Origin of the sequence: Enterobacter sp. 237C8 (assembly GCF_034106865.1) — a bacterium.
GTDB classification, from domain to species: Bacteria; Pseudomonadota; Gammaproteobacteria; order Enterobacterales; family Enterobacteriaceae; genus Enterobacter; species Enterobacter asburiae_B.
The window spans coordinates 1,718,951-1,744,758 of sequence record NZ_JAWNDF010000001.1; the positions used below are offsets into that span (position 1 = coordinate 1,718,951).

Sequence of the window (25,808 nt, forward strand, 5' to 3'; positions counted from 1 at the left end):
GGATTACTCCTCCGGCAGAAGCTTCCAGCGCGGGTCGTTGTCGGGCAATGCGACCAGCGGCTGCACGACGGTCAGCACGATCTCATTGGACGAGACGCGCTGGCCTTTCTCATCTTCCACCACCGCCGACAGGTGCCAGCGGTTTGTCGCCCCTTCACTGTCATCCCAGGCAGGCATAATTACACTCCAGCCGTCGCTGCTGTTGCTTTTGGCCGGCGACGTCAGGCTCAGCGCCTGCGTATCCCCCTGCCAGTGGATCTCACGAATGCCGTGCGCGCTGCGAACCTGAAGCTTCAGCATAACGGTCTCGCCCCCTTTCAGATCCCACGGCGGCGTCGCCAGCCAGATGGACAGCGTTTTACGTTGGCGGAACTCCATCACCGGCAGGCTATTGCGCTCCGGCGAGTCGTAGCGGCTTCCGCGCAGGGAACGCGTGGCGGCGACTTCACCGGCGGAAAGCTGCTTCACCAGCGGCACGCCAAAGCGATAGTTGAGCTTCAGCCCGAGGTTATTCTGGCTCGCGCCACTTTCGCCCTGCTTGTGCGCGGCGGTCAGGGTGACCAGCGGCACGGGGGTATAGTTAAGCCCCAGATTCACCGCCACCGGATTGTGATAGCCCGTTCCGCTGTTGAAGAGATCGACGTTATCGCCGAAGTATTGCTCGAAGCTCACGCTGGTATTCAGATGATGGAACCACGGCAGCCAGGCTTTAGCGGTGACGTCATAGCCGCGCGCTATGCGCTGCTCCTGGACGTCAGAGCGATCGCGCCAGCCAGCAAAGGGCTGATAATAGTTGGCTGACAGACGCAGATTTTCCCCCCACGCTTCCGCGCCCAGCCCGGCACGCTGCAGGTTTTCGTCCAGCAGGTTATCGTAAAATGTGTTGTAACCCAGCAGCCATTTCCCGGCGACCCAGCGCTGGCCTATTCCGGCGTTACTGACCAGGCCATCCGCCTGCTGGGTCAGGCCAAGCTGGCTCCAGCTCAGGTAACGGTTGTTATCGTTCCAGGGGATAAACCAGCTCCCGCTGCTGCCGTTAAATTTGCCGTCGTTATCCACCAGCAAGTTCACGCTGGCGTTCCCCCAGGGCGAAAGCCAGGACTCAATCTGCTGGTTCACTTCGCCGCTCACCGCGTCGCGCACCTGGCCAAACGCAAACTGACGCGCCTGCTCGCCCGTTGTCAGGCCGTTGTCGGTCATGCTGGCTTCACCGAAGGCTTTCGCCATTTCGGCCAGGTGTTTTTCCCCCTCGCCCGTTGGCGCCGCCATGCCGAGGTCGGGCAAACTATCCCCATTATTATCAAAGGGATTTTGCGCCTGCTGGATAAAGGAATTCGGCGCACCGTGAACGGCTCCGACCGTAACAAGGGAGAGTAATAACAGCAAACGAATGCGGGACGATACAGCCATCAACGTCGTAAATAAGAACCTGTGTTTATGAATAAACTCCTATTATGTTAACGCGATAAGCCTTGAAATGCAGTTCTGGCGGACATTTCAGGATTATCCTGAAACAGCCCTTTCAGCTCCGGCACGCAGGAGCCACAGTTCGTACCACAGCGCAGCGTCGCCCCCAGCGCGGTGACGGAATCACACCCGCCGACGATCGCCTCCCGTATCGCATTCTCCCCGACGCTGAAACAGCTGCAGATGATGCGTCCCGGATCCGCCGCCTTCCCGACGCTCTGTCCGTTCAACAAGGCGTGGCGTTCTGCGAGAAGCACGGGTGGGGATTGAAAAGCGGCTTCAATCACCGCATGCGCCAGCGCCGGTAACGCGGTGCCCTCCCAGAAGCCCAGCATCAGCTGGCCTTCATGCCAGGCCAGCACGCTGCTGCGTTCACCGGTTTGCGCAACCTGCAGCTGCCAGCCACGAGCGCTGGCGTATTCCATTACCCACGGCAGCAGCGGTTGATCGCCCGCCACCGTCAGGCGTGACGCTTTACGCCACCAGTAAGCCGAAGAGGGCATTTCCGGCCATTCCCGGGCATAGAGTTCCCCCTGCCAGGCGGGCTGCCAGGGCAGGATCCTGACGGCGGTTTGTTTACTCTCCGGCTGGCCCGAAACCGGATCGCAGCGCCCTTCCACCAGCGCATTCACCTTTCCCTGGCGGGCAAACCCGGCGTTCCAGTGCATCGGGGCAAACGCCTCGCCTTCCCGTATCCCGTCGCTGATTCGCACTCTTGCCACCATCACGCCGCGCGGCGAGCTGATGCGCGCCAGCTGGCCGTCGCACAGGGAAAACCGAACGGCGTCTGCCGGGCTAACCTCAACAAACGGTTCGGCGATATGCTGCATCAGCCTCGCCACGTATCCCGTTCGGGTCATGGTATGCCACTGATCGCGGATGCGCCCCGAGTTGAGAATCAGCGGGTATAACGCGCTGACCGTCGCGCCGTGCGACAGAGGGTTAACGGGAACGATGTTTCGGCGCGGAAAACTCCCCGTCGGCCACTGATAAGGCTCAAGCTGATCCCACTCCTCGCGGGTTAGCGCAGCCAGTTCATGAAGACTCAATGCCCGCGCGCCGTCATTTTCAAAGGCCGTCAGCGCCGCATGTTCGCAAAAAATCTCGTGCGGATGTTGCCAGGCAAAGGCCTCGCCGTAGCCCAGCCGTTTCGCCATCTGCGCGACGATCCACCAGTCCGGCTTCGCCTCGCCCGGAGCGGGCAGAAACGCGCGCTGGCGCGAAATGCGGCGTTCCGAGTTTGTCACCGTCCCGTCCTTCTCCCCCCAGCCCAGCGCCGGAAAACGGATATGGGCGAACCGGCTGGTATCGGTATCCTTCATCACCTCAGAAACCATCACCAGCGGGCAGTTCGCCAGCGCCTGACACACCGCGTGGCTGTCCGGAAGCGACACGGCGGGGTTAGTGCCCATGATCCACACCGCCTTCACCTCGCCGCGGGCAATGGCGTCAAACAGCTCCACCGCCATCAGGCCCGGCGTCTGCGCCAGCCGTTCCGTTCCCCAGAAACGCGCCACCCGCGAGAGATCGTCCGGCTCAAAGTTCATGTGCGCCGCCAGCTGGTTCGCCAGCCCGCCCACTTCCCTTCCCCCCATCGCGTTTGGCTGTCCGGTCAGCGAAAACGGGCCGCAGCCCGGACGGTTGAACTTCCCGCTGGCAAGATGAACGTTAATGATGGCGTTACACTTGTCGCTGCCGCTGGCGGACTGGTTGATCCCCATGGTGTAGAGCGTGATGGCCCGGGGCGCCGTCATAAACCAGTCGTAAAAGGTGCCTATATCCTGCGGCGAGAGGCCGCAAAACGCCGCCACGCGCTCAACGGGCCACTCATCCGTTCCCTGAATCACATTAAGCAGACCGACAAACAGCCCGGCGTCGCTGCCGGGGGCGAGCGCCAGATGCAGATCGGCAATATCACAGGTGGCGGTTCTGCGGGGATCGATAACCACCACCTTCATCTGCGGGTTGTCGTGCTTCGCCTGCACCAGCCGCTGGTAGAGCACCGGATGCGTCCAGGCCGCGTTCGAGCCAGCCAGCACCACCAGATCGCTGTTTTCCACATCCTCGTAGCCGCACGGCACCACGTCTTCGCCAAAGGCGCGCTTGTAGCCCACCACAGCCGAGGACATGCAGAGCCGGGAGTTGGTATCGATGTTTGCCGCGCCGATAAATCCTTTCATCAGCTTGTTGGCGGCATAGTAATCCTCGGTCAACAGCTGGCCGGAGGCGTAAAACGCCACCGCCTGCGGCCCCCATTTATCGATAATCTCCCGCAGGCGCTCTCCTGCCGCGCTCAGCGCCTGCGCCCAGTCCACCTCAAGGCCGTCAACGACCGGGCGCAAAAGCCGCCCCTGTAAGCCCGTCGTTTCCCCCAGAGCCGATCCTTTCACGCACAGGCGCCCCAGGTTCGCAGGATGGGTTTTATCCCCATGAACGCTGACCGCTTCACCTTCCGCGCGGGCGACCACGCCGCAGCCCACCCCGCAGTAGGGGCACGTTGTTCGGGTTTCCGTCATGAGGCCTCCGCACGCATTACCAGGGCGTCGCTACCAACCCACACCTTGCCGTTTTCAATCTTCACTGGCCACGCGCGCACCGCGGGTTCGCCGTTCTCTACCTGACAGCCGTCGCGCAGGCGAATGCGCTGCTTGTAGAGCGGTGATATCACCACCGGCTCGCCCGCCGCATCGCCAAGAATGCCGCGTGAAAGCACGTTCGCATCGCCGCCCGGCTCCCGATCGTCGAGGGCGTAAACGGTTTTACCAAAGCGGAAGAGCGCAATCGGCTTACGTCCAAGCCGCGCGCCGATGCCCGCCTGCTCGGGGATATCGTCGATGCCGCAAATTTCCTGCCAGCGCTTGCTTTCATCCGGCGCGGTCTCGTTCACCGTCGTGCGGAACAGCGCCAGGCGGCTGGGATCGCTGAGCGTGGTTTGCCATTCGCACTGGTAGGTTTCCACCACCCGGGCCATCTCCTGCTCCAGCTCGTGGGCGATGCCGAGGCTGTCGTTGAGGATCACCTCCCGCAGATAGTCGAGGCCGCCTTCCAGGTTGTCCATCCAGGTGCTGGTACGCTGCAGGCGATCCGCCGTGCGGATGTAAAACATCAGGAAACGGTCGATGGTGCGAATTAACGTTTCGTCGTCCAGATCGCTGGCGAAGAGATCCGCGTGGCGTGGCTTCATCCCGCCGTTGCCGCACAGATAGAGGTTCCAGCCCTTATCGGTGGCAATCACCCCTACGTCTTTGCTCTGCGCCTCCGCGCACTCGCGGGTGCAGCCTGAGACCGCCATTTTGATTTTGTGCGGCGCGCGCAGGCCCTTGTAGCGGTGCTCCAGCCGGACCGCGAGGCCGGTGGAGTCCTGCACGCCGTAGCGGCACCAGGTCGAGCCGACGCAGGATTTCACCGTGCGCAGGGATTTACCGTAGGCGTGTCCGGTTTCAAACCCGGCCTCCACCAGCGCCTGCCAGATCGCCGGCAGCTGTTCCAGAGTGGCGCCGAAAAGATCGATACGCTGTCCGCCGGTAATTTTGCTGTACAGGCTGTAGCGTTTCGCAATCTGCCCGATGGCAATCAGCCCGTCGGCAGTCACTTCCCCTGCGGGCATGCGCGGCACGATGGAGTATGTGCCGTCCTTCTGGATGTTGGCGAAGTAGCGGTCGTTGGTATCCTGCAGCGGCAGGTGCGCCGGTTTCAGCAGATACTCGTTCCAGCAGGAGGCGAGCACCGATCCCACCAGCGGCTTGCAGATCTCGCATCCGTGCCCCTGTCCGTAGCGGCTGATAAGCTGGTCAAAGGTGCGGATATGGTTGACGCGCACGAGGTGGTAAATCTCCTGGCGCGAGTACGGGAAGTGCTCGCAGATGTCCTTTTTCACCTCCACGCCCTGCTCCGCCAGCTGGGACTCCATCACCTGCTTCACCAGTGCACTACATCCGCCGCAGCCGGTCGCCGCTTTGGTGCACTGCTTAACGGCGCCGATATCCGCCGCGCCCGCGCTCACCGCCCGGCAAATATCGCCTTTACTGACGTTATGACACGAACAGATCTGCGCGCTTTCCGGCAGCGCCGCCACGCCGAGCGCTTTTGGCGCGCTGCCTGACGACGCGGGTAAAATGAGCGTTTCCGGCTCTTTCGGCAGGCTGATGCCGTTAAGCATCATCTGCACCAGCGTGGCGTATTCGCTGGCATCGCCCACCAGCACGCCGCCGAGCAGCGTTTTGCCGTCGTGGCTGACCACGATTTTCTTGTAGATTTGCTGCGGGCCGTGCGTCCACTGGTAGCTCAGCGCCCCCGGGGTGCGCCCGTGGGCGTCGCCGAACGAGGCCACGTCCACGCCGAGCAGCTTGAGCTTAGTGCTCATATCCGCGCCGGTGAAGGTTTTATCCTCTCCCGCCAGCGCGGCGGCGGCCACGCGCGCCATCTGATAGCCGGGCGCGACCAGACCGAAGATTTTCCCCTCCCACAGGGCGCATTCGCCGATGGCCAGCACGTCCGGATCGGAGGTCTGGCAGCCGTCGTCAATGCAGATCCCGCCGCGTTCGCCGATAGCCAGCCCGCTGCTGCGCGCCAGCGCGTCCTGCGGACGGATGCCCGCCGAAAAGACCACCATGTCCGTTTCCAGCTGTTCGCCATCGGCAAAGCGCAGCACCAGCCCGCCGTCCGCGGTGGCGATCTCCGTCGTGGCTTTACTGGTGTGAACGCCGACGCCCAGCGCCTCGATTTTCTTGCGCAGCATCGCCGCGCCGTCGTTGTCGAGCTGGACCGCCATCAGGTTGGGCGCAAACTCCACCACGTGGGTTTCCAGCCCGAGCTGCTTCAGGGCATTCGCCGCCTCCAGTCCGAGCAGGCCGCCGCCAATCACCACGCCGCGGCGCGAGCCCGCCGCATGTGCAGCAATGTTGTCCAGGTCGTCAAGGGTGCGGTAGACAAAACAGCCCGGCAAATCGTTGCCCGGCACGGGCGGAACGAACGGGTATGAGCCGGTCGCCAGCACCAGCTTGTCCCAGTGGGTCTCATGCCCGCTGGCGGTACGCACCACGCGCGCGTCGCGGTCGATGCCGACGATCTGCTGTGACAGGCGCAGCTCAATGCCGCTGTCGGCAAAGAAATCCCCCTCCACCAGCGAGAGCGACGCCGCGCTGCGGCCGCCAAAATATTCCGACAAATGCACGCGGTCGTAGGCGGCATAGCGCTCCTCGCCAAAGACGACGATCTGATACTGCTGATGCAGATTGCGCTTAACGCAGTCTTCGAGGAAATGATGGCCGACCATACCGTGCCCAACCACCACCAGAGTAGGTTTTGTCATAGCATTCTGTCCTGCAACCTGCGGTTGCGTAGTGAAACGATCGAACAGCCAGTCCGCGTGGGCGGGCGCAGCCGTTGCCAGTAAATCGGTAAACGTTGCCGCGCTGCGGCAGTCGCCCATCAACAGCGCGCCAGCCAGCGCCCCCTGATGGATCAATAAACGACGATAGTGACGGGTCATCGGATCCCATGCGCTCCAGACCACGTCGCCCTCCTGCTCCGCCGCACGGCCGAGGCTGAACAGCTCCACGCCCGTCACCTTGAGGCGCATCCCGCTGTCGGTCAGGGTAAACGGCGCGGTAGCGTCCCCGGCCAGCCGCGCGGCCAGGATTTCCGCCTGCGCCAGGCAGGGGGCGACCAGGCCAAACGTCTGCCCGTCAATTTCGCAGCACTCGCCGATGGCGTAGACGTTCGGTTCGGAGGTTTGCATCTGGTGATCCACCACGATGCCGCGCGCGCAGCGAATGCCGCTGGCCTGCGCCAGCGCGACGCTGGGCTGCACGCCGGTCGCCAGCACCACGCGCGCGGCGACGACGTGGCGCCCGTTGAGCAGCGTCACGCTATTCCCGCTCACCGCTGCGATGCCCGAGGCGAGCTCACAGCGCACGCCCCGCGCCGCCAGCGCCTCTTCCAGCAGCATTCCCGCCTGCCGATCCAGCTGCTGCTCCATCAGCCACGGGCCGCGATGAACCAGCGTGACGTTGTCACCTGAGCGCGCCAGCGCTGCCGCCGTCTCAACCCCGAGCACGCCGCCGCCCAGCACCACCGCCGGACCGGCGATCGTCCGAATGGCCCGGGTATCCTCCAGGGTGCGGAACGTGAACACATGCGGCGTATCGCAGCCGGGGATTGGCGGAATAAAGGGCGTTGATCCGGTGGCAAACACCAGCGCGTCCCAGCCCAGCGTGCGGGCGGTGGTTTGCACTTCCCGCGCGTCCACGTTCACGGCGATCGCCTTTTCACCCCGCAGCACCGTCACGCCGCGCGACTGGTACCAGTCGTCATCCTGCAAACAGATGTCTGCAGCCTGCTTTTCACCGCCCAGGACCGGCGAAAGCTGGATGCGGTTATAGGCATGCTCCGGCTCGTCACCGATGACGGTGATAGCGAAACGACCGTCAGCACGCCCGGTGAGCGAGGCAATCAGCCGCGTGGCCGCCATGCCATTTCCGATAATGACCAGTCGCATCAAAACCCCTCGTTACGCCGCTTTCGGCTGCTTTTCATAGAGGAAATGGAGGATCTGCTGGCGCATGTGGTGATAGCGGCTGTCGTCGGCCAGCTGCACCCGGTTGCGCGGGCGCGGCAGGTCCACGCGCAGGATCTCCCCGACGGTGGCCGCCGGGCCGTTGGTCATCATCAGCACGCGATCGGAGAGCAGCACCGCCTCGTCCACGTCGTGGGTAATGAGCACGATGGTGGTGTTCAGCGCCTGCTGGATCTGCATCACCGAGTCCTGCAGATGCGCGCGCGTCAGCGCATCGAGGGCGCCGAAGGGTTCATCCATCAGCAGGACTTTCGGCTTCATCGCCAGCGCGCGGGCAATACCGACGCGCTGCTTCATGCCGCCGGAGATCTCCCCCGGTCGCTTGTGCAGGGCGTGCCCCATCTGCACGCGGTCGAGGTTATGCTCGATCCACTCCCTGCGCTCCGCCTTGCTCATGCTGTGGCGAAACACGTGATCGACCGCCAGGGCCACGTTGTCGAAGCAGGTGAGCCACGGCAGCAGCGAATGGTTCTGGAAGACCACCGCACGTTCCGGACCCGGCCCGGCGATTTCACGGTTGTCGCAGATCAGCCCGCCTTCCGTCGGCAGGGTAATACCGGCGATGAGGTTCAGCAGCGTCGATTTGCCGCAGCCGGAGTGCCCGATCAGGCTGACGGTTTCGCCCTCGTGGATATCAAAAGAGACGTTTTGCAGCGCCAGAAACTCGCCGCTGGCGGTGGAAAAACGCTGGCTCACGGCCTGGACCTGAATTAATGGTTTCATGTTCGCTCCTTATTTTTCCTGCCAGCTAAAGCGACGGGCGATCAGCATCAGCCCCTGCTCCAGCAGCAGCCCGACCACGCCAATGATGACGATGGCGATGAGAATGTTTTCGACGTTGAGGTTGTTCCACTCGTTCCAGATCCAGAAGCCGATCCCTAAACCTCCGGTGAGCATCTCGGCGGCGACGATCACCAGCCAGGCGATGCCGATGGAGAGACGCACCCCGGTCAGCACCGCGGGCAGCACCGCCGGGAAGAGAATGCGGCGCATGATGGTCCACTCGGAAAGCTGCAGCACCCGGGCCACGTTGAGGTAGTCCTGCGGAATGCGGCGTACGCCTTCGGCGGTGTTGATCACCATCGGCCAGATGGAGCAGATGAAAATGGTCCAGCTCGACGCGGGCTCCGCTTTCTGGAACAGCAGCAGGCCGATGGGCAGCCAGGCCAGCGGGCTAACCGGGCGTAACAGCGCGATCAGCGGTCCGAACATGCGAGAGAAAAAGGTGAAGCGACCAATCAGGAAGCCGAGCGGGATCCCGGTGAGCGCGGCCAGGCCAAAGCCCACCGCCACGCGCTGTAATGAGGCGAGCACGTTCCAGCCGATGCCCATATCGTTAGGCCCGTCGCGATAAAACGGATCGGCAAACAGGGTGATGGCGGAATCGAGCGTGCTGAGCGGCGTCGGGAAACCTTTGCTGTTAATCGCCGCCAGCTGCCAGAGCACCACCAGCAGTCCCAGACCGAGAAACGCCGGGATGATGCGCTGGAGGATCGCGTTAATCCGACGCGCAAACGTCGGCGTACGGCGGCGAACCTGCACCGGAGGCAGGACAATCACCTCCCCACTCTCCGGCGTCTCGTGTGAATTCGTCTTTTGCAGATGCTGCATAATCAGGCCTCTTTACGGTGAATGGCGAAACGGCTGGCGTATCCTTCCGGGTCGGTACCGTTCCAGACGGTGCCGTCCATCAATGTGCTGCTGCGTAATGGTGAAGTCGGTGTGCTGATGCCCCCCACCGCCGTGGCGGCATCCTGCCAGACCGCGGTCTGGTTAATGCGCTGCGCGATGCCCGCGTAGTCCGGCGCGGATTTGAGCAAGCCCCAGCGGCGGAACTGGGTTAAGAACCACATGCCGTCGGAGAGATACGGGTAGCTGACGGCCCCCTCGTTGAAGAAGCGGATCGGGTGCGCGTCCTGCCAGCGCTGGCCCAGGCCGTTGTCGTACTCGCCGAGCATGCGTCCGGTGAGATACTGTTCTTTGCAGTTGAGCCACGCCCGGCGGGAGAGGATCTGCGCGGTCTCGCGTTTGTTTTCCGGGGAGGCTTCGATCCAGCGCGCCGCCTCCAGTACCGCGCTCACCAGCGCACGCGCGGTGTGCGGTTTTTTCTCCACCCAGTCGCGGCGCGTACCGAGGATTTTTTCCGGATGATCGGCCCAGATAGACTGCGACGTGGCGGCGGTAAAACCGATGCGGTCGTTGATTGCCCGGGCGTTCCACGGCTCGCCGACGCAAAAGCCAACCATGTTGCCAATGCGCATGTTCATCACCATCTGCGGCGGCGGCACCACCACCGTGCGCACGTCGTCAAAGGGGTTAATGCCCGCGCTGGCCAGCCAGTAGTAGAGCCACATGGCGTGCGTCCCGGTCGGGAAGGTGTGCGCGAAGGTGTAGGTGCCGGGCGCCTGCTGCCCAATGAGCTTTTTCAGCCCGTCAAGGTCTCGTACGCCCTTCTCCGCCAGATCGCTGGAAAGCGTAATCGCCTGGCCGTTCTGATTGAGCGTCATCAGGTTCGCCATCTGCTGCGGCTTGCCGGCGATGCCCAGCTCCAGGCCGTACAGCAGGCCGTAGAGAATGTGCGCGGCATCGAGTTCGCCCGCCACCAGCTTGTCGCGCACAGCCGCCCAGCTCGCCTCTTTGGTGGGCACGATGGTAATACCGTATTTTTTATCAAAGCCTTTCAGCGCCGCGATAACCACCGGGGCGCAGTCGGTCAGCGGGATAAACCCGATGCGCACCGTTTCCTGCTCCGGTTTATCCGAGCCTGCCGCCCATGCGGCCTGCATGATACCCGGTAACAGCATTGCGCCACTCGCCAGCACGCTGGCCTGCAAAAAACGCCGTCTCGACAAATCCGCCATGACCAACCACTCCTGAAAAAAAACCAAAAAAAAGCGCCCACGATGCCGAAGCACCAGTGGACGCCTTTATCCCGAAGACGCATGCGCCGCCGTTGGCGCATCGTCAAAAATGGTTAATCCGATAATGCAAAGTGAATGCCAGGTTTTAACCCGCAGTTTCCGGGGCGCTAACCGAACTCCCCTCGCCTGCACGCACCTTAATCAGGCACAAAATGCCCGCTGACCGTGCAGCTACTCCTTTGGTGTTACCTGCCATAAATTCTTCACCATTAGCAGCGCGCGGGCGATATCCACCATCCTTTGGTTTTTGTCCATCGCCATTTTGCGCAGCGCCGTCCAGGCCTGTTCCTCACTCATATTCTGGTGGGTCATCAGCACGCTTTTCGCTTTATCAATGACTTTGCGCTCTTCAAGCGTATCGCGCAGCGATGCAAGCTGGCGCGAGAGCTGTTCTATCTCGCGTGCCTGCTGGCGCACCAGGGTGAGCAACGGTTTTTCCGGATACTGTATCAGCGGGTCGTCCTGCTCATCGGCGGGAGGCACGTACTCATCGTTACGGTAAATACGCTCGTCCACCGCCGTCATCAGATCGGCGATGAGCGTCTCCTCCAGCGTGCGCAGATGCTCAAGGCGCGCGGTTTGCAGAGCAAACCAGGCCAGAGCGGTAAGGCCATCATCCGCGGCAGGCTGGCGGGTACAGGCTACGCGCCGGAGTTGCTCCGTTTCACGATCGGGCTGGCAGTGCAGAGAAAAGGTGGTCTGGACGTCAGCGGAGCTGTGTGAGAGAAAAATTTCAAAGCAGGCCTGCTGCCCGTCGATGCGGTCAACCAGCCTCTGGCGAGTCACATCATCGAAAAAGCCCTGCGTGAAGCCAATCGCCCCCAGGGCCCGTTCCTGTCCCGCCAGCTCTTTCCCCTGCATCAGGCTATAAAGGGCAACAAAACGCCCGGCGATTTGCGGATCGTCAATGCTGTCATTGAGCTGCGGCACGATACTGAGCAGATGGCGAAGCATGCGGGAGTAGTGTTCCATCGCCTGCGGCGCCGTTACCGTTTGCTGAATAACACCGTCGCGCAGCGCGGGAAGCATATCAAGGCACTGAAGCGCGCCGCCGATACGTTCACAGACGGTACTTCCCGGGATCGGCGACTGTTTTTCAAGAATGTCATAAAGTGCAGCGAGGTTTTCATCCGCCAGCGCACGGCTGGCTTTGCATTCAGGGGCGTAGAGCTTACCCTGTGAGCAGAGCCAGACGTTGGACGCCCCACGCTCGCACTGTAACATATGCACCAGTTGGCTAATGCCGTGCACAAGCACGCCAAGCTGTGCCAGCTTGCTGAGCTGCTCCCGGCGCATCATCTTTGCGCGCTCGAGCCATTCGCCAGCGCCTGGCGAAATGCCAGCCATTAATGTCATGCTTACTCTCCAGAACAGCGAAACTCGGGAAAGCTAAGCAATATTCGTGCCTTTATAAGAACAGGAGTCAACATGCAGAAGATTGTGATCGTCGCCAACGGTGCGGCTTACGGCAGCGAATCCCTTTTTAACAGCCTGCGCCTGGCGATTGCGCTGCGTGAAAAAGAGAGCGACCTGGCGTTACGACTCTTTTTAATGTCGGACGCGGTCACCGCGGGGCTGAAGGGTCAAAAACCGGCAGAAGGCTATAACATTCAGCAGATGCTGGAGATCCTCACCGCGCAAAACGTGCCGGTGAAGCTGTGCAAGACCTGCACCGACGGTCGCGGCATTACCGGTCTGCCGCTGATTGATGGCGTAGAGATTGGTACGCTGGTTGAGCTGGCCGAGTGGACGCTGTCCGCCGATAAAGTATTAACTTTTTAATAATAAACCCGTAAAAATATTATTTTCTTATGGACGCGGTTTCAGCATCAAGTTTACCTGCGGGGTTGCCGATAGGCATGGAAACAACACAGCAGGTATTTCACTTATGTTCAGATCGATTCGTGCACGCATCATCGTGGCGACGGCAGGCTGTCTGGTCGTCGCCCTTCTCCTTAATACCGTCATTAACTTCCAGGTCACGCGCCAGGATAACCAGCAGTCCCAGCGCGATATCCTGACCAGCACCAGCGCCAGCCATAACATGGCGATTGCCGACTGGGTAAAAAGCAAGATGACGGTGATCGCCTCCGCGCAGACCGTTGCGCTGAATGACGACCCGGTTCCGGTGTTTAAACAGCTTGCGCAGGCGGGTGGATTCACCAACGTCTATGTTGGCTACGCCAGCAAAACGGCGAAATTCTCTGAACCGGCGGGCGTTCCGGCGGACTATGACCCGACTATTCGCCCGTGGTATCAGCAGGTGGTCAGCACGGACGGTCCGGTTGTCACCGCGCCCTATGTTGACGCGGGAACCGGTAAACTGGTGGTAACCTTTGCGGTGCCGGTGAAAGAAAATGGCACGCTCAAAGCGGTCGTGGCGGGCGATGTGGCGATGGACAGCGTGGTGGCTAACGTGCGCGGGATCCATCCCACCCCGGCCAGCAGCGGGTTGCTTCTGAACAGCGACGGCAGCGTGATTGCCGCTAACGATCCGGCTCTGACGCTGAAACCGTTTGGTGAGACGATCAAGGGCATTGATTTTGCTGCGCTGAAAAGCGGTAACCCCGTCGACGGAACGCTGAACGACGCGGAAAAAACCTTCGTGGCGACAGCCGTGCCGGGCACAAACTGGCTGTTAGTCATCGCGCTCGACAGCGGGGACGCCACCTCCGGCATGCGTTCCCTGCTTAAAGCCTCGGGGATTTCGCTGGTGATCCTCGCACTCCTGAGCGCGGCGATTGTGCATTTCCTGATTGCCCGCCTGCTCAAGCGTTTGTCCGACATTCGCGACGCGATGCACAACATTGCTAACGGCACTAACGATCTGTCCCAGCGCCTGCCGGATAACGGCGAGGACGAGGTCGCGCAGATTGCGCAGGCCTTTAACGCCTTCAGCGATAAGCTGTCGGTGGTGATGGTGCAGCTCCGTGACGCCAGCGAATCGGTGAAAAACGCCGCGCAGGAGATTGCCGCAGGTAACCAGGATCTTTCCGGACGTACCGAGCAGGCGGCATCCAGCCTGCGCGAGACGGCCAGCGCCGTGGAGCAGATCACCGCCTCCGTGACGCAGTCGAATGAATCGGCGGCAGAAGCGAACGACCAGGCGAGCAAGGCCTCAGCGGCCGCGGCGCGCGGCGGCGAGGTGGTATCGCAGGCGATCAGCACCATGCAGTCCATTGAAGTCGCGTCGGCAAAAATTGGCGATATCACCAGCGTGATTGACGGCATTGCTTTCCAGACCAACATTCTGGCGCTGAACGCCTCCGTCGAGGCGGCGCGTGCGGGTGAGCAGGGACGCGGGTTTGCCGTCGTAGCAGGTGAAGTGCGTAACCTGGCGAGCCGTAGCGCTCAGGCGGCGAAAGAGATCAAATCGCTGATTGACTCCACTACCGACAGCGTGGCAACCGGCTCCCGCTACGTGCATCTGGCGGGGGAAAGCATGGATGAGATCCGCTCCAGCATCGGCAGCGTCTCTGGCATCATGCGCGAAATCTCCATCGCCACCAGCGAGCAGATGAAAGGGATTCATGAGATCAACCACGCGGTGACCCATCTCGACAGAATGGTTCAGCAGAACGCCGAACTGGTGGTGGAATCCGCCGCTGCCGCGGGTGCCCTGCAGAGCCAGGCGGGCGACCTTGCTGAAACAGCCGGGCATTTCCGCATTTAATCTTCTTCCGGCGCGCGTTTAGCGGGTAAAACGCGCGCCAGCGTAAATTTTGAGGAATTTTGTCATTTTTGTTTAATCGTTATGCCATTTTTTGATCGAAATCAGCATCTCGCCCCCTCCCCTTTGGTGTTATGCCATGAGTGAATTGTGAACAACATCACGCTCGGATATGGCAGCAGGGAGAGCGTTGTTTAAGACTACGGGGTAAAAAATGGCACTGGTAAAAACAAGTTTGAAACTGTTTGGCGGGGATACGGTAGTGGTGCGTTGCTCAGAACGCTGTCGTATTCATCTGATGAGTTCGAAAGCACAAAAACAGTCCCAGGCGGATATTCTCACCGTACAGGACGATAAGGCCTGGCTTACCGTGCCGTATACCGGCACGTGGGATGTGCTGATCGATAGCCACAGCCAGTCGCTGGAGCATTCCGTCAGCTACGTGGCAGCATAAGTTTAAACGCCCGGCAGCCGGGCGTATTGTCAGGCAAAACCCGGTCGCAGCGCGCTGTTGAGCGGGTTCCCTTCCAGCAGCGCCTTCACCTTCACCACCAGCTCATTCAGACAATCGTCCTTCATGCCGAGGCGGGTCAGCTCCTGATCGAGGGAGAAGAGATACTGCGCGTTGGTGCCCAGAGGCCCGCTGGCAGCGGCAATCAACGGGGCAATCACCTGCGTGCGGGTATCCGCTTCATACAGCGGATGGCGCGGGTCCATAATAAACACCAGCGCGTTGACGGTGCGTCCGTCGTCCAGTTCCAGCTTGCACCAGCTCGGCATATAGCAGCCGGTGATCATCTCGCGCTTCCAGAGCAGCGTGAGCTCCTCTTCCAGCGTGGCATCCGGCAGGCGATACGCCACGCCCGTGGTGCGCCCGCCCTCTTTCAGTGCAAGCATACGGCCAGGCTGGCACGCGCTGCCGCGTCCGGCCGTCAGGCGCAGGCAAAATGCGCGATGCCAGCCAGGCAGCGTTCCCGTTGCCGATTCGACAAATTCCAGAGCCGGGTTCCACATCAGGGAGCCGTAGCCAAAAATCCATACCGGGCCATCATCCGGGCGGCAGGCAAGCGTGGCAGCGAGTGACGCCGCACGTTGTTCAGCTGACCAGAGAAGCGATTCCTCAATAGCACCAAATGCCGTCTTACAATCTGCCTTCATTAAGAAATCACGCGTTAACACTTTCCACCTCCGCCACTGCATGCTTCCTTGCGACATCTGTAATTCGCCTTCCGGGCATTTTATGCTGGTCATTTTGCCAGCAGTTAAATAACGATAAGCAATTAGCGGACCAGTTGCAATACAACGGAAGTTCAACCGCCTGAAAAGTCAAAATGAAGGCAGCGAATCATTTCACGGCTATTTCTTTTTATGCCATTTATCGTCGTCTCCTTTCTCATATTCATGTTTTACTGCGGCCCAGGCGACTTTGTGGGCCGTCTCTTCACGGCTGGCATCATCCCGGCGATCGTCCTTGTCTTTGTACTGATCCCAGGCGCTGTTAAACGCCTCTTTGTAGATATCCTGCGCGTGAGCGGGCAGCACGTTTTGTACGTTATCCGGTAATTCGCGTTTCGCTTTATAGGGCATCACTAACCTCTCTTTTGGTTAAAGAGATAAGTGTGGACGACGATACGCCATCGTGCCACACGGCAATAATTTATGAGTACATTACATTTTTAATTTATTGTTATTTAATGAGTAATCAACAAAGAATCTGCATTATACCCATCATCAATGAAAATAATGGCAAAGGGTAAAATTAAGTAAAAAATAAAGGGTATTTAACAGAGATCTGTTAATTTAATGACCTCAAAAATCTATCTATAATTACAAGCACCTGCATTGATGGAGAAGCACATGACAGCAACACACGAGGCGGTAAAGACCCGCCACAAGGAGACGTCACTCATTTTCCCGGTTCTGGCACTGGCTGTGCTGCTCTTCTGGGGAAGCAGTCAGTCACTGCCAGTGGTGGTTGGTATCAATATTCTTGCCCTGGTCGGCATCTTAACCAGCGCATTTAGCGTTGTTCGCCATGCGGACGTCCTGGCCCACCGTCTGGGCGAGCCGTACGGATCGTTAATTCTCAGCCTTTCCGTTGTTATTCTCGAAGTCAGCCTGATTTCCGCCCTTATGGCGACCGGCGATGCTGCGCCAACGCTGATGCGCGATACGCTCTATTCGATCATCATGATTGTAACGGGCGGCCTGGTGGGCTTCTCTCTGCTGCTGGGCGGGCGCAAATTTGCGACCCAGTATATGAACCTGTTCGGCATTAAACAGTATCTTATCGCCCTCTTCCCGCTGGCGATTATCGTGCTGGTCTTCCCGATGGCGCTGCCGGGTGCAAACTTTTCCACCGGGCAGGCGCTGCTGGTCGCACTGATTTCCGCCGCCATGTACGGCGTGTTTCTGTTGATTCAGACCAAAACGCACCAGAGCCTATTTGTGTACGAGCATGAAGATGACGGCGACGATGATGACCCGCACCACGGCAAGCCGTCGGCCCACAGCAGCGCGTGGCATACGGTTTGGCTGATCGTGCATCTGATTGCGGTGATTGCCGTCACCAAGATGAACGCTAACCCGCTGGAGACGCTGTTAACCGAGCTGAACGCGCCGGTGGCGTTTACCGGCTTCCTGGTGGCGCTGCTGATCCTGTCCCCTGAAGGGCTGGGCGCGCTGAAAGCGGTGTTGAATAATCAGGTACAGCGCGCAATGAACCTGTTCTTCGGCTCCGTACTGGCGACGATTTCACTTACCGTACCGGTGGTGACGCTGATTGCCTTTATGACGGGCAACGAGCTGCAGTTTGCGCTGGGCGCGCCGGAGATGATTGTGATGGTCGCCTCGTTGCTGCTGTGCCAGATTTCGTTCTCAACCGGGCGCACCAACGTGCTGAACGGCGCGGCGCATATGGCGTTGTTTATTGCGTATCTGATGACGATATTTGCATAATTTTATCCGGTGCGGGCTGATGCCCTCACCCCAACCCTCTCCCACAGGGAGAGGGAGAACAAAAAACCCGCCGAAGCGGGTTTTTTTATTAGTTGCTGGTATCCAGCTCGTCGAAGCTCTTCACCAGATCGTCAATCGCTTTGATCTGCTTCAGGAACGGCTCCAGCTTGTCCAGCGGCAGCGCGGATGGGCCGTCGCATTTAGCGTTAGCCGGATCCGGGTGCGCTTCAATGAACAGGCCGGCCAGGCCGGTCGCCATGCCGGCGCGCGCCAGCTCGGTCACCTGAGCGCGACGGCCGCCGGACGCGGCGCCAAACGGGTCGCGGCACTGCAGGGCGTGGGTCACGTCGAAAATCACCGGAGACTGGCCGGAGACATTTTTCATTACGCTGAAGCCCAGCATGTCGACAACCAGGTTGTCGTAACCGAAGTTTGCGCCACGGTCACACAGGATCACCTTGTCGTTTCCGCCTTCGATAAACTTATCGACGATGTTACCCATCTGACCAGGGCTGACGAACTGTGGTTTTTTCACATTAATCACGGCACCGGTTTTCGCCATCGCCGCAACCAGGTCAGTCTGGCGCGCCAGGAACGCCGGAAGCTGAATCACGTCCACCACGTCTGCCACCGGCTGCGCCTGTGAGGCTTCATGCACGTCGGTGATCACTTTCACGCCAAAGGTCTGCTTCAGCTCCTGGAAAATTTTCATTCCCTCTTCCAGGCCCGGGCCACGGTAAGAGTTGATGGAGGAGCGGTTGGCTTTGTCAAAAGAGGCCTTAAACACGTACGGGATGCCCAGCTTCTGGGTCACGGTCACGTAGTGTTCGCAGATACGCATGGCGAGATCGCGGGATTCCAGCACGTTCATGCCGCCAAACAGTACGAACGGCAGGTCGTTTGCTACCTTGATATCACCAATGCTAACCACTTTTTGTTTCATAGGATCGCCTTATTCAGGTGTGAATCGGAATTAAGATTAATGCAGTGTAATTTGTTTGTGCGAGATCGCGTTGATCTGCGCACGAATCATTTCGCTAATGGGGTCTTCCGGACACTGCTCGACGAAATAATTCAAATCATTCAGCGCCACGTGCTCACAGTCGAGCTGCGCGTAGATCAGCCCACGATCGCGAATTTCGTAGGGATCTTCCGGGTTGAACTGCAGCAGCACTTCGCTGGCGCGCAACGCCAGCTCCATCTGACGCTCTTCCATCAACGCGGACTTCAGCGTATCCAGCAGCTTGCGAATGACCTCGGCGTTATCCGCCTCGTCGAGATCTTCGTTGAAGAGCTCAGCCACCGGGCTGATATTGCCTTTCAGCCACACGTCCAGCGTATGTTTATCCAGCGTGTCGCCGTTGAAGGGATTAATGAGCCACATTTCACCGTCCAGCCACTCAGCGCGCAGGATCATCTGCGTCGGGAAAATGACCGGGACCAGCGGAATATCCAGACGGTGCGCGACCCACAGCAAAATAGAGCCCAGCGCCACGGCGCTGCCCTGACGATTTTTTAAGACCTGGTCCAGCCATAACGCGTCAGACAGGCGATACACGCCCCGCGTGTCGCAGAAACCCCATTCGCCGTAGAAAAGCTCCAGCAGCTTCTCTAATTGCCAGTCTTGCGGGCGAGCCTGATTAATCTCTTCACGCGCCAGGCTGACCAGATTCTCCAGCTCATCGTAGACAAACTGCGACGTAAAATCGTCGCGAATCATCTCAGAAATCAGGATCATGCCATCGCAAAGCGGCACTTTATTAAATTCGAAATCGGCTAAGGACCTCATGACTTACCCCAGTAACGGTATTCTTGTGGTGGCGAGTTTAATGATGATGTACAGCACCACCAGACCCAGCAGAAAGGCGATAAACCCGACCTGCTGGCTGCGCGGACGACGACGCCCAAGCGCGATAAAACCCAAAACGATGTAGATGATAACGCCAAACAGCTTTTCAGTCAGCCATGCACCTTTATCAGTAAATGGCAGATAGCCGGTCTTCAACATGAGTCCGGCGCCGGAAAGGAGCAATAGCGTGTCGATGCAGTGCGGCGCGATACGCACCCAGCGGGCATCCATCAGCGGATTGTTGCTGTAGCGCCACCAGTAACGGACGATGAAAAAGCTGACGGTCAGCGCAACGGAAATGAGGTGGACGGTAATGAGCACGGTAAACAGGCTCATAGCCACTGCCCCAGCGTCAGGCGCTCGTTGCCGCCGTAGTCGCGGCAGGTTTCGACAGCGGCGTAGCCAGCTTGCGTAAACAGTGCCCGAACGCCCTCTCCCTGCGTCCAGCCATGCTCCACGAGCAGCCAGCCGCCGGGAAGTAAATGTTCCCGTGACGTTGTCACAATGTGTTCGAGATCGGCTAATCCCGCGTTGGCGGCCACGAGCGCCGTCAGCGGTTCGAAGCGCACGTCTCCCTGCGCAAGGTGCGGGTCATGTTCGTCGATATAGGGAGGATTGCTGACAATCATCGCAAATGAGCGATTCTCCAGCGCGGCAAACCAGCTGCTTTGCAGCACCGTCACGTTGCGAAGCCCGAGACGTTCCACGTTACGCTGCGCCAGCGCCACCGCATCGGACATCACATCCACCGCCGTTACCGCGCAGTCGGGCCGCTCGGTGGCCAGCGCCAGCGCGATAGCACCGGTGCCGGTACCGAGATCGAGAATGCTGCAGGCCGCCGCAGGTAAACGCGCCAGCGCCTGCTCCACCAGGCACTCGGTGTCCGGACGCGGGATCAGCGTCGCCGCCGAGACGTACAGCGGTAACGACCAGAACTCACGCTCACCGACCAGATGCGCCACCGGCTCGCCGGTTTTACGGCGAGCAAGCAGCGCGGCGAGCTGCGCTTCCTGTTCCGCGGTCAGTTCGGTTTCGCCAAAAGCCAGCAGATACGTGCGGGCTTTACCCGTCACGTGCTCAAGCAAAATCTCGGCGTCGCGTTTCGGGCTTTCGCTTTCTGAAAGCTCACCGGCCGCCTCACGTAACCAGCGCTGAAAATCCATTATTCCTGCTCGGACAGCGCCGCCAGCTGGTCGGCCTGGTATTCCTGCACGATAGGCTCGATCAGCATATCCAGCTTCCCTTCCATCACCTCGTCCAGACGGTACAGCGTCAGGTTGATGCGGTGATCGGTTACGCGCCCCTGCGGGAAATTGTAGGTGCGGTTACGGTCGCTGCGATCGCCGCTGCCCAGCAGGTTACGCCGCGTAGACGCTTCCGCCTGCTGGCGCTTCGCCATTTCGGCTGCGTGGATACGCGCGCCCAGCACGGACAACGCCTTGGCTTTGTTTTTGTGCTGCGAACGCTCGTCCTGACATTCGACGACGATGCCGGTCGGCAGGTGGGTAATACGGATAGCGGAATCGGTGGTGTTAACGTGCTGACCGCCCGCGCCAGAGGAGCGGAACGTATCAATACGCAGGTCCGCCGGATTGATGTCGGGCAGTTCAGCTTCCGGCAGCTCCGGCATCACCGCAACCGTACAGGCGGAGGTGTGAATGCGGCCCTGAGATTCGGTGGCCGGCACGCGCTGCACGCGGTGACCGCCGGATTCAAACTTGAGACGACCGTACACGCCGTCGCCGCTGATCTTGGCGATAACCTCTTTGTAGCCACCATGTTCGCCTTCGTTGGCGCTCATGATCTCCACGCGCCAGCGACGCGATTCGGCGTAGCGGCTGTACATGCGGAACAGATCCCCGGCAAACAGCGCCGCTTCGTCACCGCCGGTACCGGCACGCACTTCCACAAACGCGTTACGCTCGTCGTCCGGATCTTTCGGCAGCAGAAGCACCTGAAGCTGCTGCTCCATCTCTTCAGAACGCGCTTTCGCATCCTGCAACTCTTCCTGCGCCATCTCGCGCATTTCAGGATCGTCGAGCATCATCTGCGCGGTTTCGATATCTTCCTGAACCTGTCGCCAGTCGGTAAAGCATTTAGAAACATCACTTAACTGCGCGTATTCACGCGAGAGCGCGCGAAAACGTTCCTGGTCCGCAATGGTCCCGGCATCCCCGAGCAGCGCCTGTACTTCTTCATGGCGCTCGTGCAGAGCTTCCAGTTTAGCGACGATAGAAGGCTTCATAGGCGTAAGTGCACCTTGTCTTAGAAAATGGGTATAGGGCGCTATTCCAGCCCGAGGCTGTTGCGCAGAATAGTCAGGCGTTCATCATCCCCGTCACGGGCAGCCTGCTGAAGAGATTTGGTTGGTGCATGGATCAGGCGGTTGGTCAGTTTCCACGCCAGATCCTGCATAATCGCATTTGCGTCGCCGCCCTGTTCAAGGGCTGCTAACGCTTTGGCAGTCAGGTCATCACGCACCTGCTCCGCCTGCCCGCGGTACTCGCGGATGGTCTCGCTGACGCTTTGCGCGCGCAGCCAGGCCATAAACTCACTGGTTTCCTGCTCAACGATGGTTTCCGCCTGAACTGCCGCGGCTTTACGCTGGGCAAGGTTGTGCGAAATGATGCTTTGCAGGTCATCCACGCTGTAGAGATAGGCGTTAGGCAGCTTGCCCACTTCCGGCTCAACATCGCGCGGGACGGCGATATCCACCAGCAGCATCGGCTGATTACGGCGGGACTTCAGCGCACGCTCCACCATTCCTTTTCCGATAATCGGCAGCGGGCTGGCGGTTGAGCTGATAATAATGTCAGCCTCTTTCAGGCGTTCATCGATGTCGCTCAGGGCAACCACCTCTGCACCCACTTCATCCGCCAGCACCTGCGCGCGTTCGCGGGTGCGGTTAGCGATAATCATCTTTTTCACTTTATGCTCGCGCAGATGGCGCGCCACAAGTTCGATGGTTTCGCCCGCCCCCACCAGCATCACGGTGACGGTAGAAAGGGATTCAAAGATTTGGCGTGCAAGGGTGCAGGCCGCGAAAGCAACAGAAACCGCACTGGCACCAATGTCGGTTTCGGTTCGCACACGCTTCGCCACGGAGAACGACTTCTGGAACATGCGCTCCAGCTCGCTGGCCTTCAGATGCCCTTTTTGCGAATCTGCAAAGGCTTTTTTCACCTGACCCAGAATTTGCGGCTCGCCCAGCACCAGCGAATCCAGCCCGCTGGCGACGCGCATCAGATGGCTGACGGCATCGTTGTCCTGATGCCAGTACAGGCTGTTGCGCAGCTCGTCTTCATTGAGGTTGTGGTAGTCACATAGCCAGCGGATCAGCGCTTCGTGCAGGTTGTCCTGCTCTTCCACGCTTAAATACAGCTCGGTACGGTTGCACGTCGAGAGCACCACGCCACCCTGCACCATAGGCTGTGCAAGCAGGCTGTCCAGCGCCAGGTCAAGCGTATCCGGCGAAAACGTCACGCGTTCTCGCAGCGAAACCGGAGCCGTTTTGTGGTTGATGCCGAGTGCTAATAGGGTCATGTTGAGCGGGAGTAGTACCAGCGTTAATAAGGTTAGCAGAACGCATCATACAGGATGCGCGAGATCAATAAAAGGGACTGCCTCCTTTCGGAGTAATAGGTTACACAACCCTTTGAGATAATTTGAACGTAGACGGTAGCCCCCTTCGACGCTAGCATTAACAGTTATAACTGCAACGTATCTCAAGGATTTGTCCTCATTATGACCCGACTGATTCGCCTGCTGCCGCTGGCAGCACTGGTTCTGACCGCGTGTACCGTCACCCAACCAAAAGGCCCGGGCAAAAGCCCTGATTCACCGCAGTGGCGTCAGCACCAGCAGGACGTCCGTAATTTAAACCAGTACCAGACCCGCGGCGCTTTCGCTTATCTCTCTGACGAACAAAAGGTTTATGCCCGCTTCTTCTGGCAGCAGACGGGGCAGGACAACTACCGCCTTCTGCTGCTGAACCCGCTGGGCAGCACCGAACTGGAGCTTATCGCCAAACCGGGCGAAGCGCAGATCACCGATAACAAAGGCCAGCACTATACCGCGACCGATGCCGAAGAGATGATTGGCAAGCTGACCGGGATGCCTATCCCGCTCAACAGCCTGCGCCAGTGGATCCTTGGCCTGCCGGGTGAGGCAACGGACTACACCCTTGACGACCAGTACCGTCTGAGCCAGGTGAACTACACCCAGAACGGCAAAACCTGGAAAGTGGTGTACAGCGCCTATGACAGCAAGAGTAAACCGTCGCTGCCATCAAACATGGAGCTGACCCAGGGCAGCCAGCGTATCAAGCTGAAAATGGACAACTGGATCGTTAAATGATGACCCACTGGCCCTCTCCGGCAAAGCTGAACCTATTTTTATACATTACCGGCCAGCGTGCTGACGGTTATCACACCCTCCAGACGCTGTTTCAGTTTATTGACTATGGCGACACGATCTCTATTGAACTGCGCCAGGACGGGCAGATTTGCCTGCTAACGCCGGTCGAAGGCGTGGCGCATGAGGACAACCTGATCGTGCGCGCCGCGCGTCTGCTGATGAAAGCCGCGGCGGAATCGGGCCGTCTGACCGCGGGAAGCGGTGCGGATATCCGTATCGAGAAACGCCTGCCGATGGGCGGCGGTCTGGGCGGTGGATCATCCAACGCCGCCACCGTGCTGGTTGCGCTGAACCACCTCTGGGGCTGCGGGCTGTCGAAGGACGAACTGGCAGCCCTGGGCCTGACGCTGGGGGCGGATGTCCCGGTGTTTGTGCGCGGTCATGCGGCCTTTGCTGAAGGCGTGGGTGAGATCCTCTCCCCGGCTGAACCGCTGGAGAAGTGGTATCTGGTTGCCCATCCTGGCGTGAGCATTCCGACCCCGGTCATCTTTAAAGATCCTGACCTGAAAAGGAATACCCCGGTTCGGTCAATAGAAACGTTATTAAATTGTGAATTCAGCAACGATTGCGAGGATATCGCAAGAAAACGTTTTCGCGAGGTTGATGCGGTGCTTTCCTGGCTGTTAGAATACGCGCCGTCGCGCCTGACTGGTACAGGAGCCTGTGTCTTTGCTGAATTTGACACCGAATCCGCCGCTCGTCAGGTGCTTGAGCAAGCGCCGGTTTGGCTGCATGGTTTTGTAGCTCGCGGGATGAACACCTCCCCCCTACAGCAGACCATTCTGGCGCAGACTGAGTTTCGGTGACAACGTCACCCTGTTCCAGACGTTGCATCGCGCTCTTTAATACACCGCCTGGATAGCCTTCGCCTGGCCCGCACAGTTTGCGGCGAACGCTATCCACCACTGGACGCATGCCTGAGGTTCTTCTCGTGCCTGATATGAAGCTTTTTGCTGGTAACGCCACCCCGGAACTAGCACAACGTATTGCCAACCGCCTGTACACTTCCCTCGGCGACGCCGCCGTAGGTCGCTTTAGCGACGGCGAAGTCAGCGTACAAATTAACGAAAATGTACGCGGTGGTGATATTTTCATCATCCAGTCCACCTGTGCTCCAACAAACGACAACCTGATGGAATTGGTTGTTATGGTCGACGCCCTGCGTCGCGCTTCCGCAGGCCGTATCACTGCTGTAATCCCTTACTTCGGCTATGCCCGTCAGGACCGTCGCGTCCGTTCCGCACGTGTGCCAATCACCGCTAAAGTTGTCGCTGATTTCCTGTCCAGCGTCGGCGTTGACCGCGTACTGACCGTTGACCTGCACGCAGAGCAGATCCAGGGCTTCTTCGACGTTCCGGTTGATAACGTATTCGGCAGCCCAATTCTGCTGGAAGACATGCTGCAGCTGAACCTGGATAACCCAATCGTGGTTTCTCCGGACATCGGCGGCGTGGTACGTGCCCGTGCTATCGCTAAGCTGCTGAACGATACCGACATGGCGATCATCGACAAACGCCGTCCTCGCGCTAACGTTTCTCAGGTCATGCACATCATCGGTGACGTTGCTGGCCGTGACTGCGTGCTGGTTGACGACATGATCGATACCGGCGGTACGCTGTGTAAAGCAGCTGAAGCGCTGAAAGAGCGTGGTGCCAAGCGCGTGTTCGCTTACGCGACTCACCCGATCTTCTCCGGTAACGCGGTAAACAACCTGCGCAACTCCGTCATTGACGAAGTTGTGGTATGCGATACCATCCCACTGAGCGACGAGATCAAAGCACTGCCAAACGTGCGTACGTTGACCCTGTCCGGGATGCTGGCCGAAGCGATTCGTCGTATCAGCAACGAAGAATCCATCTCAGCAATGTTCGAACACTAATCGAACACGGCCGAAAAACCCGCTGCGGCGGGTTTTTTTGTCTCCGGGTTTTATTTGTATGATTAATGCCT

Annotated in this window: 22 protein-coding genes; 7 read left to right on the forward strand and 15 right to left on the reverse strand. The window is 59.5% G+C overall.

The features are described from left to right. Positions 1–3 precede the first annotated feature (3 nt). The 7 genes from USF70_RS08360 to nasR form a co-directional block, all read right to left on the reverse strand. On the reverse strand, positions 4–1,410 hold the full coding sequence (locus USF70_RS08360) for a YchO/YchP family invasin (protein ID WP_320735527.1): 1,407 nt from the start codon (positions 1,408–1,410) through the stop codon (positions 4–6). A gap of 47 nt (positions 1,411–1,457) precedes the next feature. Then, positions 1,458–3,983 (reverse strand): nitrate reductase, encoded by a 2,526-nt coding sequence (locus USF70_RS08365; RefSeq protein ID WP_320735528.1) that lies wholly within the window; start codon positions 3,981–3,983, stop codon positions 1,458–1,460. Then, a complete protein-coding gene (gene nirB, locus USF70_RS08370; protein ID WP_320735529.1) occupies positions 3,980–7,966 on the reverse strand; it encodes a nitrite reductase large subunit NirB in 3,987 nt (1,328 codons plus the stop codon). Before nirB ends, USF70_RS08365 begins: the two co-directional genes overlap by 4 nt. A gap of 12 nt (positions 7,967–7,978) precedes the next feature. Then, positions 7,979–8,767: an ABC transporter ATP-binding protein gene (locus USF70_RS08375; RefSeq protein WP_033145769.1), complete on the reverse strand. Its 789-nt coding sequence runs from the start codon at positions 8,765–8,767 to the stop codon at positions 7,979–7,981. A 9-nt stretch (positions 8,768–8,776) separates the two neighbouring features. Then, positions 8,777–9,655 (reverse strand): nitrate ABC transporter permease, encoded by an 879-nt coding sequence (gene ntrB / locus USF70_RS08380; protein ID WP_047061038.1) that lies wholly within the window; start codon positions 9,653–9,655, stop codon positions 8,777–8,779. A 2-nt stretch (positions 9,656–9,657) separates the two neighbouring features. Then, the gene (locus USF70_RS08385; RefSeq protein WP_047061039.1) at positions 9,658–10,905 is read right to left on the reverse strand and encodes a CmpA/NrtA family ABC transporter substrate-binding protein; all 1,248 of its coding nucleotides are present in this window, start codon (positions 10,903–10,905) and stop codon (positions 9,658–9,660) included. 231 nt (positions 10,906–11,136) lie between these two features. Next, positions 11,137–12,321, reverse strand: a complete 1,185-nt coding sequence (nasR, locus tag USF70_RS08390) for a nitrate regulatory protein NasR (protein ID WP_320735530.1) — start codon at positions 12,319–12,321, stop codon at positions 11,137–11,139. A gap of 72 nt (positions 12,322–12,393) precedes the next feature. Here nasR and USF70_RS08395 point away from each other — a divergent pair, with 72 nt between their 5' ends. From USF70_RS08395 to USF70_RS08405, 3 genes are all read left to right on the forward strand, one after another. Beyond that, a complete protein-coding gene (locus USF70_RS08395) occupies positions 12,394–12,747 on the forward strand; it encodes a DsrE/DsrF/TusD sulfur relay family protein (RefSeq protein ID WP_008499522.1) in 354 nt (117 codons plus the stop codon). A 106-nt stretch (positions 12,748–12,853) separates the two neighbouring features. Further along, positions 12,854–14,638 (forward strand): methyl-accepting chemotaxis protein, encoded by a 1,785-nt coding sequence (locus tag USF70_RS08400; RefSeq protein ID WP_047061040.1) that lies wholly within the window; start codon positions 12,854–12,856, stop codon positions 14,636–14,638. Between the two features lie 211 nt (positions 14,639–14,849). Next, positions 14,850–15,089, forward strand: coding sequence for a DUF1883 domain-containing protein (locus USF70_RS08405; RefSeq protein ID WP_010432930.1), 240 nt, complete (start codon positions 14,850–14,852; stop codon positions 15,087–15,089). Positions 15,090–15,118: 29 nt separating this feature from the next. Here USF70_RS08405 and USF70_RS08410 read toward each other — a convergent pair whose 3' ends face one another. Continuing rightward, complete coding sequence (locus USF70_RS08410) at positions 15,119–15,814, reverse strand: gamma-glutamylcyclotransferase (protein ID WP_047061041.1); 696 nt, start codon at positions 15,812–15,814, stop codon at positions 15,119–15,121. A 177-nt stretch (positions 15,815–15,991) separates the two neighbouring features. After that, positions 15,992–16,222, reverse strand: coding sequence for a putative cation transport regulator ChaB (gene chaB, locus USF70_RS08415; protein WP_023312121.1), 231 nt, complete (start codon positions 16,220–16,222; stop codon positions 15,992–15,994). Positions 16,223–16,492: 270 nt separating this feature from the next. Here chaB and chaA point away from each other — a divergent pair, with 270 nt between their 5' ends. Beyond that, entirely contained in the window at positions 16,493–17,593 is a 1,101-nt protein-coding gene (chaA, locus tag USF70_RS08420; protein WP_023312122.1) for a sodium-potassium/proton antiporter ChaA, read from the forward strand. A gap of 88 nt (positions 17,594–17,681) precedes the next feature. On the opposite strand, the gene kdsA is transcribed toward chaA, so the two are convergent. Genes kdsA through hemA form a run of 6 tightly spaced genes read right to left on the reverse strand, consistent with a single transcriptional unit; the run spans position 17,682 to position 22,985 of the window. Continuing rightward, positions 17,682–18,536: a 3-deoxy-8-phosphooctulonate synthase gene (gene kdsA, locus USF70_RS08425; RefSeq protein ID WP_029741601.1), complete on the reverse strand. Its 855-nt coding sequence runs from the start codon at positions 18,534–18,536 to the stop codon at positions 17,682–17,684. 36 nt (positions 18,537–18,572) lie between these two features. Next, complete coding sequence (gene sirB1 / locus USF70_RS08430) at positions 18,573–19,382, reverse strand: invasion regulator SirB1 (RefSeq protein WP_320735531.1); 810 nt, start codon at positions 19,380–19,382, stop codon at positions 18,573–18,575. Positions 19,383–19,385: 3 nt separating this feature from the next. After that, positions 19,386–19,778, reverse strand: a complete 393-nt coding sequence (sirB2, locus tag USF70_RS08435; RefSeq protein WP_039263588.1) for an invasion regulator SirB2 — start codon at positions 19,776–19,778, stop codon at positions 19,386–19,388. Next, a complete protein-coding gene (gene prmC, locus USF70_RS08440) occupies positions 19,775–20,605 on the reverse strand; it encodes a peptide chain release factor N(5)-glutamine methyltransferase (RefSeq protein ID WP_143346864.1) in 831 nt (276 codons plus the stop codon). The genes sirB2 and prmC overlap by 4 nt, the downstream gene beginning before the upstream one ends. After that, positions 20,605–21,687, reverse strand: coding sequence for a peptide chain release factor 1 (prfA, locus tag USF70_RS08445; RefSeq protein ID WP_021240360.1), 1,083 nt, complete (start codon positions 21,685–21,687; stop codon positions 20,605–20,607). Before prfA ends, prmC begins: the two co-directional genes overlap by 1 nt. A gap of 41 nt (positions 21,688–21,728) precedes the next feature. Continuing rightward, positions 21,729–22,985, reverse strand: coding sequence for a glutamyl-tRNA reductase (hemA, locus tag USF70_RS08450; RefSeq protein WP_023335999.1), 1,257 nt, complete (start codon positions 22,983–22,985; stop codon positions 21,729–21,731). A 201-nt stretch (positions 22,986–23,186) separates the two neighbouring features. Here hemA and lolB point away from each other — a divergent pair, with 201 nt between their 5' ends. The 3 genes from lolB to prs all read left to right on the forward strand — a co-directional run bounded on the left by lolB (position 23,187) and on the right by prs (position 25,737). Beyond that, positions 23,187–23,798, forward strand: coding sequence for a lipoprotein insertase outer membrane protein LolB (gene lolB / locus USF70_RS08455; RefSeq protein ID WP_023312128.1), 612 nt, complete (start codon positions 23,187–23,189; stop codon positions 23,796–23,798). Then, the gene (gene ispE / locus USF70_RS08460; protein WP_087822747.1) at positions 23,795–24,664 is read left to right on the forward strand and encodes a 4-(cytidine 5'-diphospho)-2-C-methyl-D-erythritol kinase; all 870 of its coding nucleotides are present in this window, start codon (positions 23,795–23,797) and stop codon (positions 24,662–24,664) included. The genes lolB and ispE overlap by 4 nt, the downstream gene beginning before the upstream one ends. Before the next feature lie 125 nt (positions 24,665–24,789). Continuing rightward, entirely contained in the window at positions 24,790–25,737 is a 948-nt protein-coding gene (gene prs, locus USF70_RS08465) for a ribose-phosphate diphosphokinase (protein WP_003856663.1), read from the forward strand. Positions 25,738–25,808: the final 71 nt, after the last annotated feature.